The following is a 17,093-nucleotide window of genomic DNA, read 5'->3' on the forward strand; positions in this document are numbered from 1 at the left end:
CGTTCTCCTCCTTGCTGACCCGGCGCGGGGGCCGGATCAGCACTCGTTCAGCACTCGATCTGGATGTCGAACTTGGCCGCCACCTGCCGCAGCACGCTGTCCTGGGCCGCCAGGTGCGCGGCGATCTGCTCCTGGCCGTGCAGCAGCGCCTCGGCGTCCTTGAACGTCGCCTCCGAGCGCTTGTCCGCGGCGTCCGCCTGGACGTTCTGGCCGACCATGATGACCGACAGCAGCACCAGCTGCAGGAAGGTCTGCGCGATCCAGGAGATGATCGCCGCGGTGCCGGCGTTGATCGCCGCGGGCAGGCTGATCAGGTCGAACAGCGCGAAGGCGTAAGCGCACCACATGCTGCCGACGACCTTCGTGATGAAGAGCGCCAGCCGGGTGTTGAACCGGGCGATCGCGTTGCCGGTCGGGTGCTGGTCGGCGACCTTGATCGGGCCGTGCGCGTTGCGGTGCTCGATGTGCGGGTGGACCACGTGGACATGCAGAGTGCTCATCGCTTCAGCTTCCCCTCACTAGCCGCCGCCCGAGCGGCTGCTCGCTCCGGGCGGAAAAGTCGAGTCAGGCTAGCGGCAATGCGATGCGCGCGGAACCGTGACGCGCGGTCCGTGACGGAGGCCGGAAAGTCCGTTACCGAAACGCGTTGCCAAGCCGCCGGGGGATCGCCCGCTCGCCCGCTCTGACGTGCGGTCAGGCCAGCGGCGTCGTTCGATGGACTCATGCTGACTGATCTTCAGCACCTCAGGCTCCGGCGGCCGAGCGCGCGGCTCCCGCGAGCCGGGCGGCCGGTGGACCGGGTCGCGGTGCGGCGGCGGCTCGGATGATCACCATCCTGCTCACCGCCTGCGCCGTCGCGGTCCTGGTCGCCGCGGCGGTGCTGATGCGCCGGCGGATCCGCGCGCGCGGCGGCGAACACGGCCGGGCCGAGGCCGCCGCGGACTACGTCGCGATGTTCATGGTCACCATGTACACGGTGCTGCTCGCCTTCATCGTCGTCGTGCTCTGGCAACGCCTCGGCGACATCAACGCCGACGTGCGCACCGAGGCCCAGGACCTCACCCAGCTGGTCTGGGCCGGACAGCGGCTCCCCGCGGCCGATCGGGACGCGCTGCGCAGCGCGGTCACCGACTACACCACCGCCGTGCTTGACCGCGAATGGCCGCCCGCCGACCTCGCCGCGACCGGCGGCTCGGAGTTCGCGATCACCGGGCTGCGCGGTTACCTGGCCACCGCCTTCTCGCTCGACGAGCAGACCACGCTGCGGGATCAGGAGCTGTCCGTGCTCGACGACCTCTCCGCCGCCCGCGCCGACCGGGTCGGCAAGTCGCTGGCCGGCAGCTATCCCGGCATCCTGACCGTCGCGCTCGTGCTGCTCAGCGCCGCCACCGTGCTGACTCCGTTCCTGCTCGGCCCGCGCGCCGAGCCGCTGAGCGTCCTCGGTATCGTGGTCACGATCGTGGTGGTGGGCGCGGCGCTCGCGCTGGTGATCGACCTGCAGAGCGAGTTCGACGGGGCGTTCGCGGTCTCCCGGGTGCCGTTCCAGACCGTGCAGCAACAGCTGGCTGCCACGGCGTCGTGAGGCGCTAACCTGAGCGTATGCCGCGCTATGAGTACCGGTGCCGCGCCTGCGGCGCCACCTTCGAGAAGACCCGTCCGATGAGCGAGGCCTCCGCGCCGATCGACTGCCCGGAGGGTCACCCCGACACGGTGAAGCTGTTCTCCATGATCGCGGTCGGCGGCATCGCCAAGCCATCGGGTGCCGCTGCTGCCGCCGGCGGAGCGGCGTCGGGTGCCGGGTGCTGCGGCGGAGGCTGCTGCTCCTGACCGGTAGGCCAGGGGTATGGACGGCGCTGCGCTTGCCGATAGGCTGCGATAAGGACCGCACGACGCTGTCGGTCCGTACCGTCCACGTATCCCGTCCTCGGTCAAGGAGGAGCTCGGCAGTGAGCGAGGAACGCAAGCCCGACAAGCCGGTCAAGGGCCGCAAGAACGGCCTCTACCGGGGCATCTCCGAGGAGCTTGAGGACGGGATGCGCCGCGGCTGGAGCGATACCGAGCGCCACGACCTCGAGCCGTCGGAGCAGTCCGGCTACGCGGCCAAGCGGCGCAAGGCCGTGTCCGCGGCCTTCCCCGGCGAGCGGATCATCATCCCGGCCGGGCGGCTCAAGACCCGCTCCAACGACCTCGACTACAACTTCCGCGCCGCCAGCGACTACGCGTACCTGACGGCCGACCAGACCGAGAACAGCGTCCTGGTCCTCGAACCGCAGCCGGACGGCGGCCACGCGGCCACCCTCTACCTGCTGCCGCGCTCCAACCGCGAGAACGGCGAGTTCTGGCTGGACGGCCAGGGCGAGCTGTGGGTCGGCCGCCGCCGCTCGCTGGCCGAGGCCGCCGCCGAACTGGGCCTGGAGACCCTGGACAGCCGCGAGGCCGCGCAGCGCATCGCCGAGGCCGTCGCCGCCGCGCCGCACGTGATCACCCGGATCCTGCGCGGCCACGACGCGCTGCTCGACGCCGCGCTCGCCGAAGCCGGCGCCACGTCCCGCCAGGACGCGGACGCGGCGGAACGGCTCGACGAAGAGCTCAAGGTCTTCATGCACGGCCTGCGGCTGGTCAAGGACGACTGGGAGATCGAGCAGCTGCGCCGCGCCTGCGAGATCACCACGCGCGGCTTCACCGACGTGGTCCGCGAACTCGCGCAGGCGGTCGCGACCTCGGAGCGCTGGATCGAGGGCACCTTCTGGCGGCGCGCCCGGGTCGAGGGCAACGACGTCGGCTACAACTCGATCTGCGCGTCCGGCCCGAACGCCACCGTCCTGCACTGGACCCGCAACAACGGCGCGGTACGTCCCGGCGAGCTGCTCCTGCTCGACGCGGGCGCCGAGACCGAAGCCCTCTACAGCGCGGACGTCACGCGCACCCTGCCGATCTCCGGCGAGTTCAACGAGATCCAGCGGCGGATCTACGACGCGGTCTACGACGCGCAGGAGGCCGGCATCGCGGCGGTCAAGCCGGGCGCGAACTTCCGCGACTTCCACGAGGCGGCGCAGCGGGTCCTGGCCGAGCGGCTCATCGAGTGGGGCCTGCTGGAGGGACCGCTGGAGCGGGTGCTCGAACTCGGCCTCCAGCGCCGCTACACGCTGCACGGCACCGGTCACATGCTCGGCCTCGACGTGCACGACTGCGCCGACGCCCGCTGCGAGGAGTACGTCGACGGCACGCTGCGCCCCGGCATGGTGCAGACCGTCGAACCAGGGCTCTACTTCCAGCCGGACGACGAGACGGTGCCCGCGGAGTACCGCGGCATCGGCGTCCGGATCGAGGACGACATCCTGGTGACCGCCCACGGCAACGAGAACCTCTCCGCCGGGCTGCCTCGTCAGGCCGACGAGATCGAGGCGTGGATGCGCTCCCTGCGCGGCTGACCCGGTGGGGCCAGCCTCGTGCGGTTAGCCCCATGCCGACAACACCGCCCGACGGCGCCATGGCCGACCCCCGCGGCGCCGTGCCGTCGGGCCGCCTTGTTCGACCCCTGCGAAAGATGGCACCGATCGAAGCGGCGTGAACTGCAGTTCAGCGGCGCGTGCCCTCTCCAGCCTCCAAGCGGACGTAGGCTGGCATGAGCCGACGCTGCTTTCCGAAGCAGTGGACGCTACAGATGAGGGCGAGGAAAGCAACGTCCGTGGTGATACGTCAAATCCCATCATCTCGCGTCGATGTCAACGCGATGCCGGTTCGGGACAGCGCGCCCATCCGCCCCGGAGCTCCCTGGCGCGACGCACAGCCGGTGCGGTGCCGAGCGACTCGACAGCAGGTTGAGATAACCCTGTCCCCAGGGTAGTTACGGCGTATCAAAGGGCCCGGAGGGGCGTCGCTTCAACACCAAAGAGTGACTCACGCACCACAGCGAGTCACTCAGGGCTCTACTGTCACCCTCGTGACCGTACCAGCCGCACAGCGCGTGCCCAACCACACGCTCAGGGCCATCCGCCTCGCAATGCGGATGAGCCAGAGCGAGTTCGCCTCCGCCGTCCGCCACGCCGGCGGAGTGCTCGGCGAGCCGAATACTTGCAACAAACGATTGGTGCAGAAGTGGGAGTCGGGCGAACACACGGAGTGCCGCCCGAACTACAAGCGGGCCCTGCAAGCGGTGACCCGCACGCCCTACGAACAACTCGGCTTCTCCGGCTCCCCGCCGCCGCCTCCCGACGCCCCGCTGCTGACCGGACGGCTGGCCGGCACCTTCGCGGGCGGACCGTTGCGGCGCTCGGCCGAGGAACCGCCGCCGGCTCCCGCGGCCGGTGAGCCCGGGGATCGGTTGCGCTTCGCGCTGGAACGCCCGGGGCAGGCCGACCAGGAGGCGATAGCCATCGTCGAGACGAACACGTCGCGCCTGTTCGCCCTCGAACACCACCGCTGCGCGCGGACCCTCACCGGGGCGGTCAACCGGCATCTCGACGACATCTCCGCGCTGCTGGCCGGCACCCGGCGCGAGCCGCTGCGCAAGCGGCTCGCCGCTGCGGGCGGCCGATCCGCGGCCCTGGCCGGCTGGCTTGCCTTCGACCGCGGCGACGCCACCGGAGCGCTGCGCTACTGGGACAGCGCGCTCGCGGCATCGCGTTACGCAGCGGACGGCCCGCTGCTTGCCTGTGTTCTGACTTACCTGTCCTACTCCTCGGCGGAACGCGGCGACCCGGCGACCGCCTGGCAATTGGCGCACACCGCGATCGCGCACGCCGGCCCGGACCGCCGGGCCCGCTCCTGGATGTCGGCGCGCGCGGCGGAGGAGGCCGCGCAGCTCGGCGAGCGCGCCGCCGCCCTGTCAGAGCTCGAAAACGCACTGAAGCTGGGTTCTGATCTGCCGCAACCGACCCCGGAGGACGACACGCTGCCGTGGACCCGCTGCTTCGACACCAAGCTGCTGGCCGCGATGACGGCGAACGTGCACGGCAGGCTCGGCGACGCGCGAGCCGCCATGGAGGCCGCCGAGTGGGCCATGCGCAGCCTTGGCCACGAGCAGGTCAAGACCCGGGCGATCGTGCTGGCCGAGGTGGCCTGCGCGGCGGCGCGGGTCGGCCAGGTCGACCTGGTGGCGCAAACCGCCTTCGAGGCCGCGGAGCTGGCCGACGCGCTGGAGGTGACGCTCGCCCGGCGCAAGCTGCGCAGGCTGATCCCGCTGCTCGCACCGTACCGGGCCTCGGTAGCGGCACGCCGCGTCATCGAGAGGTTGGACGCGCAGTGACCCGGGGCGTCAGCGAATTCCCACGCTCTGATTATCTGCGGGGTGCTGTCGCCATCGCGCGACCTTGCCACGGAACTGACGGAACTCGGCGAACGGCGCAATGGCGCCCCGGCACGGCGGTGTCTGAGGGTTGAGCGCTCTGACAACGGGCATGACCTCGCGTGCAAACACTGGGCGCGGAAATGCGTCTCTTCCATGCGTCATCGTCTGTGCAGCACGTGCCTCCCACCAGGTGGGATTAAGTGCGGTGGGTGGGCGCGACACGGTAGTCCAGACTTGACGAGGTGTGGCAATGGCTCTTCGAGTCGATGCGCGCACTCGTGCGCAATTGGATGCACTCGTACACGAACTCAAGATCGCGCGTTCGAATCACAGCGGCTTATCGCAGCGTCTGCTGGCTGAGCGTCTGGGTGTTACGCCGGGGTCGATTGTCGACTGGGAGGTCAGGCGCGACAGTCCCACGATGTTCCACCTGATCCGATGGGCACACGCCCTCAGCCTCGTGCTGCGCATTGCCGAGCGAGAAGGGGCACCGCTGCGGTACCAGCTGCTTGACTCTGAAATGCAGGACTCATGGGACGTGCGCGAAATGAGAGAACTGGCACTCGCGTTGCATGCGGCGCGACTAGCTGAAGGACGCTCGCAAGTGGACGTGGCTTCCGAGCTGGGCCTCAATCGCTGGTCGATCTCTCAGTGGGAATCGGGCCAAGGGCATCCCCGTCCCATTGGCCTGGTGGCCTGGGCGAACGCGTTGCGGTGCGCGGTAATACTGCGCCCCGCGGCCCGCGAGTAGCAAATGCATCTGAAGTTGCCGATGCGGATTCTGCGGCAATAGCGGCGTAGTGGGCGCGTGGCAGGGGCTCGAATATATTTCGGGCTCCCGTGGCCTATGGACCCTGATTCGCATCGGGTGCGAGCATGAGTATGGGGGAATGTCGTGCACGCACCGAGGGGGCTTGAGTGTATTTCCGCGTGCTCGGACCGATCGAACTGTGGCACGAAGAGCAGCGGTTCCCTGTTGGAACGCTCAAGGAGCAGCAGGTCCTGGCCATCCTGCTGCTCGAAGCCGGGCGTGCGGTGTCAATTCAGACGCTCGCCGATCGCGTCTGGGACGAACAGCCGCCGGAGAAGGCTCGCGAAACCCTGCAGGCTTACGTGTCGCGACTGCGCGGCCGGCTCAAGGCCGCGGGCGACCGCGTCGGGCTCATCGGGAGCAACGGCCCGGGCGGATACCGGCTCGACGCGTCGGTCGAACAAGTCGACTTTCGTCACTTCGAGCAGCTGATCGCGCGTGCCAGAGCCGCAGCGAGCAAGCCCGACCCCGAGTCTGCGCGCACGCTTTTACGCCAGGCGGAAGAACTCTGGCGAGGCGACGCGCTGGGTGGATTGAGCGGTGCGTGGGTTGAGGCCACCCGCCAAGCACTCGCCGAGCGCCGACGCAGCGCCACACTCACGCGGATCGAACTCGACCTCCGCCTCGGCGGTCACGGCGACGACCTGATCAGCGAACTGATCGCCTTGTCGGCGCAGCATCGGATCGACCAAACCGCCGTCGGACTGCTGATGCGCGCCCTCAGCGACATCGGCCGGCAAGATGAGGCGCTGGCCACCTACCGCAGCGCCCGCGAGCGGCTACGCGACGAATTGGGCGTGGATCCGCGTGTCGAACTTCAGACTCTCCACCAGCGCATCCTGCGCGGTGAGACCGGATTGGCCGCCAGCGCCACGCTACAGCCGACACCCCCCGTTCCCGCGCCCGACACGATCGACCGAGATCCGCCGCACCTCGTCGGCCGCGACGAAGAACTGTCTGACCTCATCGCCGCGATCGAACGCGATTTGCGCACCGTGCCAAGCGTCGCGATATATGCCCTCGACGGCATGCCCGGCATAGGCAAGACCGCGTTGGCGGTGCGCGCCGCGCGCCGGTTGCGTGCGCACTGCTCGGACGGCGCACTGCAGCTCAACCTGCGTGCCCACCACCTGCATCTGCCCCCGCTCAATCCGCGCGAGGCATTGACCCGACTCCTCGAAGACATCGCCGCTCCCCGCGCCGAACTCGGCCGCGCGGACTGCCTCGACGCGCTCGCCGCATTGTGGCGTCGCCGCACGAGCGGCCGACGCCTGCTGCTGTTGCTCGACGACGTCGCCGACGCCGAGCAGATCGCTCCCCTTCTGCCGGCCACATCCGGCAGCATCGTGCTGCTCACCTCCCGCCATCGGCTCGCCGGTGTGACCGACGCTCGCCATCACACCGTCCGGCTGCTTTCTCACGAAGCAACTCAGACGCTGCTCGAACGCATCACGGGCCGGGCGTTCGCCGGGCAAGCCGAAGACCTGGCACGCTACGTTCGCCGCTGCGCAGGAGTTCCGCTGGCGATCAGCGTGAGTGCCGCCTTCCTGCGCGGCCGCCCACAATGGACGCTTGCAGACCTCGCCGACCGGCTCGATGTCAACGCTCCTGCCGCAACCGATACATTGACGGGGCCGATACACGCAGCATTCACCGCGTCCTACCAAGCGCTTCCTGAAATCGGCCGCACCCTGCTGCGCCGGCTCGCAGCCCATCCGGGCCAAGAGATCGGGGTGCACGCCGCGGCCGTGATGCTCGGCGCCGATCTGACCACGACCAGCCTCACGGCGGACGAACTGGTCGAGCAGCACCTCTTGGAAGAGGCCGCGCGTCACCGCTACCGATTGCACGATCTGACGCGAGAATTCGCTCTTGCTCGCATCGCTCTGGAACGCGATGAGCTCGCCACTCAGCAGGCGTGTGCCAGGGCGCTCGACTTCTATCTCGCTGCATCCGCACGCGCAGAACGCACGCTTCGCCCCTACCGGCGCGTTCTTCAGATAGGGAATTCCGCCTCGACGCCCGCACCGTCCATCGAGAACGCCGAGGACGCTCAACAATGGTTTGACCGCGAATGCGACAACATCATCGCGATGGCTGACTACGCGTACCAGCACCGATACCGTCGGCACGCCGCCCTTCTGGCATTGGTCCTGGCCCAGCATCTGGACCGCAGAGGCAACTGGGGCACTGCGGCTGAAATGCTCCGACAAGCGCGGGATACCGCCGCCACCACCGCGACGGCGGATCTCGACGATGCGATGGCCGCGCAGATCACCACCGACTTGGCGGCGGCTCTCGTACGGACAGGGCAGCTCGACACCGCGCTGTCTTGGGCCAGTACCGCGCTTGACGCCTGGATCGCACACGACGACAAGCGGGGGCAAGCAGACGCTCTGCTCGAAATCGGCCGCATCCACTGGTATGCCAGACGGCTGGCTGCTGCCCACGACGCCTATTGCCGCTGCGCGCAGCTGCGCGAACAAATCAGTGATCGACGTGGCCGAGTCGTTGCCGACTACCACCTGAGCATCATCAAGTTCGAACTCGGCAACGCCGAGGAGGCACTGCAAACGGCCGAGCGCCTGGTGCAGTCCGCGCGAGCGCACGGCGACCAAGCGCTCGAATGCGACGTGCTGACCAACCTCGGCGAGATGCACCGGCTGAGCGGGCGCTTCGAGCAGGCGCTCGACTGCTTCCGGTCGGCTCACCTGCTCGCGCAGCGGCTCGCCGATCCGCACAACCTCGCGGTCCTGGCCAACAACATCGGTGCCGTGCACGATCAGCTCGGCAATCTCGACGAAGCGCTTGAGTCCTTCAACGACGCATTACGTCTCTTCCAAGCGCTGGGTGACGGACGCAATCTGGTGGACACCCTTGTGCACCTGGCAGGCGCCAGATTGCGTGCAAAGCAGCTCGACGAAGCGGCGGCACACATCAGCCGCGGCTTCGCGCTCGCCGCGCAACTCAATGACCCCCTGCGCCAAGCGCGTCTGCACCTCGTCGCCGGACAGCTACAGCGCGCTCGCAAAAACCACTCCGAGGCAGTCGCCTCTCTGCACACCGCGCTCACATACGCGCAGCGCGCGGCGGCGCTGCTCGAGCAGGCACGGGCGTTGCACGCCCTTGGCGACATTTGCGCTGCCGGCGACGACCGAACCGCGGCGCGGGAACACTGGCGCCGTGCGGCGGAACTTTACCGGCAGCTCGATCATCCAGATGCGGACCTCATCTCTGGCTGACAGGCGCCGACTTTCTGCGACCGTGCAAGCGTGACGTCAAGCCCGTGCAAGCGACGTGCAGGAACGCGCGGAATCTTCATTACGACAGGAATGGGGACCGCGAGCAGGTGCGGCAGCGCCCGCGATGCGAACCGGTTCCACGGGTCGGATGAGGAGACGATGATGGCTGCGGATTCGCCGCCGATCAGCCCCGCGCGTTTCAGCCCTCAGGATCGAAGCCCCTGGTGGGCGACTGTGCGCGCGACGCGGCGGGTGTTAGTGATGGCCCCGACGATGACGAGCATCAAACGGCTGATGGACATCGCCGCGCTGTTGCAGGGCGATGTGCGGGTGCAACTGGTGTTCACCGTGCCGCCCAACGTGTTCAACCGGGGCGCCGCGCGGATGCTGGCCGCGCTGGGTGCGCCGCTGGTGCCGTGGGAACAGGTGGTCAGGGAATCCTTCGACTTGGCGGTGACTGCGAATTTCGGGCACATCGAGAATGTCGATGCTCCCGTCGTAGTGTTCTCCCACGGGGCGAGCCGTAATTCGCTGGCGCGCCCGCGTCGCCGTGGCGCGCTGCCGGTCTTGGGCCCGGTGCTCGGCTTCTCGCCGAGTGAGCTGATTCGCGGCGGAATGCTCGTGCCCAGTGCGCTGGCACTCGGGCATGACAGGGAACTACGATTGCTGGAGGAAGGCTGCCCGCAGGCGCTACCAGCCGCGCGGGTGGTCGGCGATCCCTGCTACGACCGGCTGATCGCTGGCGGCGGTATGCGGGAGAGCTACCGCAGGGCGCTCGGGCTCGAGCCGGAGCAGCAGCTGGTGGTGGCCGCCTCCACATGGCGTCAGAACTCGCTGCTCGGAAGCGCTACGCCGCTGCTTGAGCGACTAGTGCGCGAATTGCCCGCGCCCGACTACCGAATCGTGCTGCTGACTCACCCGAATATCTGGGCTGTGCACGGCGAATATCAGCTGCGTGCGTGGCTCGCGCCGTATGCGGCCCGCGGTCTAGTTGTCGCGGGTCCGGACGCAGATTGGCAGCCGTTGCTGCTTGCAGCCGATTGGATCGTCGGTGACCACGGCTCTGTCACGTTGTACGGAGCAGCAACCGGTGTACCGGTACTACTCGGTGCATTCCCGGAGCAAGACGTGCATCCGCACAGTGGAGCCGCAGCGCTCGGCGCGCTAGCTCCTCGATTGAGCGACGGCGTCTCGATTCCGGCGCAGCTCAAGCATGCGGCCGACGTATTCGACGCAGATGCGATGGCGCAGGTCGCCGCTCTCATCAGCTCCGAGCCGGGAGGCTTCGCGCGGCATGCCCGGCGGCTGCTCTACGGTCTGCTCGAAACGGGACAGCCCGCCACGCCTGCCTGCCTTCCCGCTGCGCCCCTTCCCCCGAGTTTGGACGAATTCATGGGCGCGCCCCAAGTGAGAGTGGCGTTGTGAGCGCGATCGCTTCCGCCGAGTGCTCGGCGTGCGCTGGACCTTGCCTCGTAGGGCTGTCCGCCCAAGCCGGAGCGCGCCGAGTGAGTGTCGACTCCGTGTTCGGCCCGGCGACGTTCGACCTGCTTACGGTCCCACTCGAAGCCCGTGTGGTGTCGGCGGAATCCGCGGCGGGGACATTCATGCCGCCGGTCGCGCATGTCTGCTCCTGTGTGGATTGCGCCGCGCACGACACATGGCGGAGCTGCAGCGATGTGCTCTACCGTGTTCGTCCCATCGTGGACTTTGCGGACATCGCCAACGTGCTGCGTGCGTATCCGGGGGCTGCGGCGTGCGCCGCGATGGCCGAGCAGGACCGGCTGGTGGTGGCAGTGCGCAGGCACAAGCACATCCACGTGTTGCGCAGCGGTGCGAACGCAGTGCCCTGTGTTCATGCGCTTGCGGTATTCGGCTCGGCGGTGCACACGTGGTTAGCCGCCGGATATTCTCCGCGTGCGCTGACCGGGCTGGCGTTGGGAGACGGACCGATGGCCCGGCTTCAGGTGCGAACGGTTCGGCTCGCCCTCATTTCCTGACCTCACGATTGCGCGCGGCGCCGAGGAAGCCCGCTGGCTGAATTTCGCCACCGCGGCCGTTCCAGAAGTTGTCGATGCAGTCGAAGTAGGTGCAGATGTCACTCGGCGGATTGGTGACGCGGCTGCCACGACCGCAAAGGTTGTAGCCATACGGATTCTCGGGTGCGCCGCAGAGGGACGCCGTGGTGGGCCCGGCGTCGACCTGGCTGATCGATGGGGCGGTGATCTGTTGTCCGGTGACGGTGAAGGTTCCGGTGAATTCCTGCTCGCTGCCGTCGGTGTTCGTGGCGACCAGGTACACGGCGACGCTTTGTCAGTGTGTTGCACGACGGCCCGGGTTGCACGTTCGAGCGCCCGGTGGTGGGCACTGATCGAGTGTTGATTCCGCGTGTTATGGCCAGTTGCGCTGGTCTGATTCCGCTGCGTGTCGACCAGAATCGGGCCGCCGCCGTCAAGCGGACGGCAGATCGATTCATACGGATTCTGGGTGCGGGCCGCCGAGGTCGGTGAGGCGGGCGTGTAGGCGTGTCTCAGCGTGAGGATTGATTCCGGCGAAAAGGCGCGCTGCCGTCGTGTAGTGCTCGCGTGCGGTGACGAGGTCGCCGGTTTGCTGGTGGATCTGTCCGATGATCTCGTGGATGCCAGCTTGCCCGTAGGGGGAGCCGGCGTTGTGCATCATCGTTTGCGCGCGATCGAGCAGGCGCAGCGCGCGGCGGGCTTGTCCGCGTTGCGCGATGGTGTGGGCCCACAGGGCAAGCGACCAGGCGGCGTCGTAGCGGTCGCTGAGGCGGGTGAGGCCTCGGTAGGCGTGGCGCAGGTGCCAGGCCGCGCTGCGGGTGTCGCCGCTGGCACTGGCGACGCGGCCGAGGCCTTGGTGGGAGAGGTAGACGCCGCGCTCGTAGCCGATGGCGGCGCGCAGCTGGCGGGCGCGCTCGAACAGGTGCCGGGCTTCCGGTAGCTCGCCGAGCTCGAGGTGGATCTTCGCGAGGCCGTTGCAGGCTTGCGCAAGCCCGCGCTGGTCGCCGAGTTGCTCGTACACGGTGAGCGCCTGGCGGTGGTACTCGGCGGCTTCGCGTAGCCGACCGGCCGTGGCCAAGGTGCCGGCGAGGGATGTCAGCAGGTTGCCTTCGGCGATGCGGTGTCCTTCGGCGCGGGCGGCTTGCAGGGCGAGGGTTTGGGCTTCGAGCCGCTCGTCGGGGTAGCGGCGGCGCAGGAAGAGCGGCCACATGGCGTACGCGAGTCGCCAGGTGTGGCCGTAGCGGTGGTTGACGGCGCCGTACCGCAGGACCGCCATCAGGTTCGGCCGCTGCGCGTCGAGCCAGTCCAGGCTAGTGGTTTCATCGGGGAAGGCGAGAACGACGGGGGTGGCGAACTGGTAGTCGCGTTCGAGCAGCCGGTGGCTGGGAGTCAGCGCGGACTCGATACGGGTCGCGGTGTGCAGGTAGAAGTCGATGATGCGGGTCAGTGCCGCCGCCCGTTCCGGTTCGGGCTCCTCGCGGCGCGCGCAGTCGGCCGCGTGCACCCGCACCAGGTCGTGAAATCGGTAGCGATCGGTGAGCTCTTCGAGCAGGCTCGCATCGACGAGCGCGTCGAGGTGTTCCTCCACTCCGTCGCAGTGTTCTGCGCCTGTGGCGGCTGCGGCTGCGGGTGGGTCGAACCATCGCAGAGGGCTGAATCCCAGGAGCCGGTAGAGGCGTTGCTGCAACTCGGGAAGCGCACGGTACGAGCCGTCGAGGGCGGGACGCACCGCGTGCTCCTCGTCGAGAGCCAGGGCTTGAAGCCGTTCAGTATCGGTGGCCAGGGCCTGGGCGAGCCGCGCCAGTGGCCAACGCGGCCGGGCTGCGAGTCGCGCGCCGGCTACGCCCACCGCGAGCGGCAGCCCACCGCACAGGCGCGCTACCTCGAGGGCCTGCGCAGGCTCGGCGGAGACCCGGTCCTGACCGAGCATGCGTTCCATCAGCCGTACCGCGGTCTCCGGCCGCCACGGCTCGAGACGGTGCACGCGCGCGCCGTCGATGGCCAGGCCGCTGAGTGCCTGGCGGGCGGTGACCACGGTGGCGCACCCGGGACCGGTCAGTGCCAGGGTGCGCACCTGCGCGGCGGAGACCGGGTTCTCCAGCAGCACGCCGATTCGCCGATCGGCGGTGATGCTGCGTAATAGCGCAACGCGTTCGGCAAGAGCGTCGGGCACGGACGCCGCGTCGACCCCCAGGGCGCGCAGGAACGCGCCGGCGACCTCTTGCGGTTGCACCGGGCCGCCGGGGGAGTACCCGCCGAGATCGGCGTACAGATGCCCGTCCGGGAAGGTGTCAGTGTGCTGGCGTAGCCAGTGCACTGCAAGAGCGGACTTGCCTACCCCCGCCGTGCCGCAGACCACCAACAGCGCCCCGACGCCATCGCCTACGGCGCGCGCCCAGGAACGGTCAACGTCCGCCAGGTCTTCCTTGCGGCCGGTGAACAACGCGGCGTCCGGCGGCAACTGCCGTGGAATACGCTCCAACACATTGACGGCTCGCTGATGCAGGTGCACGCCGCCGGCGATCATCCGGGCTTGTATCACCGGACCGTTCACGTGCCCTGACAACTCGTTGTGTGAATCACTGTTTGTCCAGCCGGCCTCGCCGCCAACCTCATCGCCGCTCTCGCGCACCGCCACCCCAGACCTCGCGTCGACCTGATCGCGCAAGCTGGCGCTGGAACCGAGCGCAACCGTCCCGCGCGCGCCGTGGCAAACAGCAGCCAGTGCCCTGATTCGCTCTCAAGAACACCGTAAACGCCCGAACAGGCACAAAACAAGTGCGGCTCGCCGGTTGCTGCGAGCCGACCGCCGTTCTTGTCGACCAGTCGACCGTGGCTGAGTGCACTTAGGCCCTGCCGATCCACCGCCGCTTAGCTGACGGCGGATCGGCAGGGCCTTGCGCTATCTGTAGTCGTGGACTCAGGAAGTGCTGACCGAGCTGCTCGCTCCAGTGGGGGTGTGGAGCGAGAGACAACCGTTGTGGTCGGCCCACGACAGCGCTGTGAAGAGCACGGTCGCGAAGAAGGCCGCGGTAATGCGGCGTCGCCTCGAGCTCATCTGATGCGCACCTCATTCTATTGTCAACGCGCACGTTCGCGCCGTTCTCGCGCGGTGACAGGAAGCTTAGAATGCGGGAGTCTGAGCGATGAAGCGGTCGCGAAGCACTGTGACACCATTGGTACAAGCGTCCGCCGCGCGTGGGTTCCGAAGAGGTCGGGCCTGGCAGCGGCCCGTCACCGGTGCTTCCTGCCGCACGACAAGGCGGCAGTGCCGGCTCAGAAGTCGGGCAGCGCGTCGAGCCGCAGCTCGAACCAGACGGTCTTGCCGGCGGTGGTGCGCCGGGTCCCCCATCGGCTGGAGAGCTCCTTGACCAGGTGCAGGCCCCGGCCGCCGTCGTCGTCGTCCGCGGCGGCGCGCAGCCTGGGCACGGTCTCCGAGCCGTCGTAGACCTCGCACAACAGGGTTCGATCACGCATCAGCCGCACGCTGATCGGCCCGTCGGTGTACAGCAGCGCGTTGGTGACCAGCTCGCTGGTGAGCAGTTCCGCCGTCTCGCCGAGCTGGCCGAGTCCCCACCCGCCGAGCGTGGCACGCACGGTGCGCCTGGACTGCGCCACCGCGGGGGGCTCTGGTACGACCGTCCACTCCACTGTGGACGACGAGGGTATGCCGCGCACCCGGGCGACCAGTAGTGCCGCGTCGTCGAGGGTGCGGTCGCCGCGCAGGCCGGAGATCAGCCCGTCCGCGATGGCTTCCAGCGCCATCGTCGGGTCCTTCACGCCGTCGGCCAGGTCGCGCAGGCCGTCGTCGATGTCCCGGCCCGGGGCGCGGCTCTCCACCAGGCCGTCGGTGCAGAGTATCAGCAGGCTGCCATCAGGCAGCGGCACGTCGCGGCTTTCGAAGGTGTGGCCGCCGACCCCGAGCGGCACGCCGGGCGGCAGGTCGAGTTGCTCGGTGCGTCCGTCCGGCCAGACTGCCAGCGGCGGCACGTGCCCGGCCCGCGCGATGCGCACCGTCTGCGCGGTGGGGTCGTACACCGCCACGATGCAGGTGGCGAAGTGGGTGGTGGCCAGCGAGCCGCCCAGATGCTCCATCAGCTCGTCGAGGTGGTGCAGCACCTCGGCCGGCTGCAGGTCCAGCGCGGCCAGCGTCCGGGTGGCGGTGCGCAGCTGGCCCATCACGGCCGCGGCGCGCACCCCGTGGCCCATCACGTCGCCCACGACCAGGGCCACCCGGCCGCCGCCGAGCGCGATCACGTCGTACCAGTCGCCGCCGACGCCGGTGAGGTCGCTGGCGGGCAGGTAGCGGTGCGCGATGTCGATGCCCGCGTGGTAGCCGGAGTCGTCCGGCAGCAGCGCCCGCTGGAGCATCAGCGCGGTCTGCCGCTCGTGCGAGTAGAGCCGCGCGTTGTCGATGCACAGGGCCGCCCGCGCGGCCAGCTCCTCGCCCAGCACGCCCTCGCCGGGGGAGAAGGGGCGCCTGCTGGGGTCCCGGGAGAACACCGCGAGGCCGAGCACCGCGCCGCGCGCCACCAGCGGCACGATCAGCAGCGACTTGCCGGCGAACACCGCCGCGGCCTCTTCGCCGAGCCCGGTGGCGATCCGCTCGGCCATCGCCGCGTCTATGTTCTGCAGCGCCCGCGAGCGGCCGGTGGCCAGTGCCTGCGCGAGCGGCGTGCCGGGCTGGTAGGTGACGGTCCCGCCGACCGGGAAGATCTCCGCGCCCGCGCGGGCGAGCGGGGCCGCGGCCAGCCGCCGCAGCACGGTGCCGCTGCCCGCGGGCCGGTCCGGCAGCTCGAAGTCGGCGGCCACCGACTCCAGCACGGTCACGCTGGCCGAGTCGGCGAACCGCGGGACGGCCACCTCCATCAGCTCCGCGGCGGTCGCCGCCATGTCCAGGGTGGAGCCGATCATCGTGTTGGCGTCGGTGAGCAGCTGCACCCGGCGCATCATCGCCACGGTCGCCGCGTGTTCCTGGAACTGGCTGATCGCCTCGAGGGCGGCGTGCGCGGTGCCGAGCGGCGCGTCAGCTGCCGCCGGCTCGTTCTCGGGCACGTCCGCGCGGTCGGTCACCACGATGAGGGCGCCGGAGCGGCCACGGCGATCCTGGATCGGCTGCCAGCCGCACTCCACCGGATGCGCGCGCCCGTCGGCGTCGAGCAGCGGGAGGGCCCCGGACCAGCTGCGTCCGGCCAGCACCGAGCCGAACAGCTCGTCGACCGTCGCCCGGTCCTCCGGACGCACCAGCAGGGAGCGCAGTCGCCGCCCGCACGCCCTGGCCGCGGAGAGGCCGAACAGCGCCTGGGCACCCCGGCTCCAGGAGGTGATCCGTCCGTCCGGACCCAGCGTCAATGTGGCGGGCCACGGCCGGTCGCGTGCGGTAGAGGCCATCGCGGTGCCGCCGTTTCGCGCGTGCCCAAGTTCTTGTCGGGTGATCGGTACGGTAGCACACCTCCATGTCAGGACAGTGGGTCGCGCGATTGGTCGCTGAAGTGTTCTATTCGGCCACCCGGCCACCGCTTCTCCCATTTTTCGGGTGGAAACGGTGGAAAAGCAAGGAGCGTCCGGGCGCGAATCCGGCGCGCGGACCGCACCCGCAGGTGCAGCCGCGGCCGGTTCGCGGTTCACGGTTCGCGTTTCACAGGGCCGGTTCGCCGTGTTCGCCGGTGCGTACTCGCACGACGTGCTCAACTGTGCTGATCCACACTCGGCCGGTGTCGTCGCCGCCGCGCGGC

12 protein-coding genes are annotated in these 17,093 nt (G+C 69.2%); 8 read left to right on the forward strand and 4 right to left on the reverse strand.

From position 1 onward, the window contains the following. Window positions 1-47 precede the first annotated feature (47 nt). Window positions 48-500 (reverse strand): hypothetical protein, encoded by a 453-nt coding sequence (locus VFB40_RS18290; protein ID WP_324852241.1) that lies wholly within the window; start codon window positions 498-500, stop codon window positions 48-50. 323 nt (window positions 501-823) lie between these two features. On the opposite strand from VFB40_RS18290, the gene VFB40_RS18295 reads away from it, so the two are divergent. From VFB40_RS18295 to VFB40_RS18330, 8 genes are all read left to right on the forward strand, one after another. Next, window positions 824-1,582 carry a bestrophin-like domain gene (locus tag VFB40_RS18295; RefSeq protein ID WP_324852244.1) on the forward strand — a complete coding sequence of 253 codons (759 nt, stop codon included), beginning with the start codon at window positions 824-826 and terminating at the stop codon, window positions 1,580-1,582. A gap of 17 nt (window positions 1,583-1,599) precedes the next feature. Next, the gene (locus tag VFB40_RS18300; RefSeq protein WP_324852246.1) at window positions 1,600-1,827 is read left to right on the forward strand and encodes an FmdB family zinc ribbon protein; all 228 of its coding nucleotides are present in this window, start codon (window positions 1,600-1,602) and stop codon (window positions 1,825-1,827) included. A 119-nt stretch (window positions 1,828-1,946) separates the two neighbouring features. Continuing rightward, window positions 1,947-3,431 carry an aminopeptidase P family protein gene (locus VFB40_RS18305; protein ID WP_324852249.1) on the forward strand — a complete coding sequence of 495 codons (1,485 nt, stop codon included), beginning with the start codon at window positions 1,947-1,949 and terminating at the stop codon, window positions 3,429-3,431. 512 nt (window positions 3,432-3,943) lie between these two features. After that, window positions 3,944-5,248, forward strand: coding sequence for an NsdA family TPR-like regulatory protein (locus VFB40_RS18310; protein ID WP_324852251.1), 1,305 nt, complete (start codon window positions 3,944-3,946; stop codon window positions 5,246-5,248). A 292-nt stretch (window positions 5,249-5,540) separates the two neighbouring features. Beyond that, on the forward strand, window positions 5,541-6,041 hold the full coding sequence (locus tag VFB40_RS18315; RefSeq protein WP_324852253.1) for a helix-turn-helix domain-containing protein: 501 nt from the start codon (window positions 5,541-5,543) through the stop codon (window positions 6,039-6,041). Window positions 6,042-6,208: 167 nt separating this feature from the next. Continuing rightward, the gene (locus VFB40_RS18320; protein WP_324852255.1) at window positions 6,209-9,343 is read left to right on the forward strand and encodes an AfsR/SARP family transcriptional regulator; all 3,135 of its coding nucleotides are present in this window, start codon (window positions 6,209-6,211) and stop codon (window positions 9,341-9,343) included. A 162-nt stretch (window positions 9,344-9,505) separates the two neighbouring features. Next, entirely contained in the window at window positions 9,506-10,768 is a 1,263-nt protein-coding gene (locus VFB40_RS18325) for a hypothetical protein (RefSeq protein ID WP_324852257.1), read from the forward strand. 80 nt (window positions 10,769-10,848) lie between these two features. Then, window positions 10,849-11,340: a hypothetical protein gene (locus VFB40_RS18330; protein WP_324852260.1), complete on the forward strand. Its 492-nt coding sequence runs from the start codon at window positions 10,849-10,851 to the stop codon at window positions 11,338-11,340. On the opposite strand, the gene VFB40_RS18335 is transcribed toward VFB40_RS18330, so the two are convergent. The 3 genes from VFB40_RS18335 to VFB40_RS18345 all read right to left on the reverse strand — a co-directional run bounded on the left by VFB40_RS18335 (window position 11,330) and on the right by VFB40_RS18345 (window position 16,749). Then, window positions 11,330-11,641 (reverse strand): hypothetical protein, encoded by a 312-nt coding sequence (locus VFB40_RS18335; RefSeq protein ID WP_324852262.1) that lies wholly within the window; start codon window positions 11,639-11,641, stop codon window positions 11,330-11,332. The two genes, VFB40_RS18330 and VFB40_RS18335, sit on opposite strands and share 11 nt — an antisense overlap. A 171-nt stretch (window positions 11,642-11,812) precedes the next feature. Then, complete coding sequence (locus tag VFB40_RS18340) at window positions 11,813-13,912, reverse strand: tetratricopeptide repeat protein (RefSeq protein ID WP_324852265.1); 2,100 nt, start codon at window positions 13,910-13,912, stop codon at window positions 11,813-11,815. Window positions 13,913-14,634: 722 nt separating this feature from the next. Next, window positions 14,635-16,749, reverse strand: a complete 2,115-nt coding sequence (locus VFB40_RS18345) for a SpoIIE family protein phosphatase (RefSeq protein ID WP_324852267.1) — start codon at window positions 16,747-16,749, stop codon at window positions 14,635-14,637. Window positions 16,750-17,093: the final 344 nt, after the last annotated feature.

Source organism: Actinocrinis sp., assembly GCF_035650855.1.
Classification (GTDB): domain Bacteria; phylum Actinomycetota; class Actinomycetes; order Streptomycetales; family Catenulisporaceae; genus Actinocrinis.

What these genes read in the sequence shown, in the direction of transcription:
- VFB40_RS18295 (WP_324852244.1), top strand. Translation starts at nt 824, where the DNA reads ATGATCACCATCCTGCTCACCGCCTGCGCCGTCGCGGTCCTGGTCGCC.
- VFB40_RS18325 (WP_324852257.1), top strand. Translation starts at nt 9,506, where the DNA reads ATGGCTGCGGATTCGCCGCCGATCAGCCCCGCGCGTTTCAGCCCTCAG.
- VFB40_RS18300 (WP_324852246.1), top strand. Translation starts at nt 1,600, where the DNA reads ATGCCGCGCTATGAGTACCGGTGCCGCGCCTGCGGCGCCACCTTCGAG.
- VFB40_RS18290 (WP_324852241.1), bottom strand. Translation starts at nt 500, where the DNA reads ATGAGCACTCTGCATGTCCACGTGGTCCACCCGCACATCGAGCACCGC.
- VFB40_RS18315 (WP_324852253.1), top strand. Translation starts at nt 5,541, where the DNA reads ATGGCTCTTCGAGTCGATGCGCGCACTCGTGCGCAATTGGATGCACTC.
- VFB40_RS18345 (WP_324852267.1), bottom strand. Translation starts at nt 16,749, where the DNA reads ATGGCCTCTACCGCACGCGACCGGCCGTGGCCCGCCACATTGACGCTG.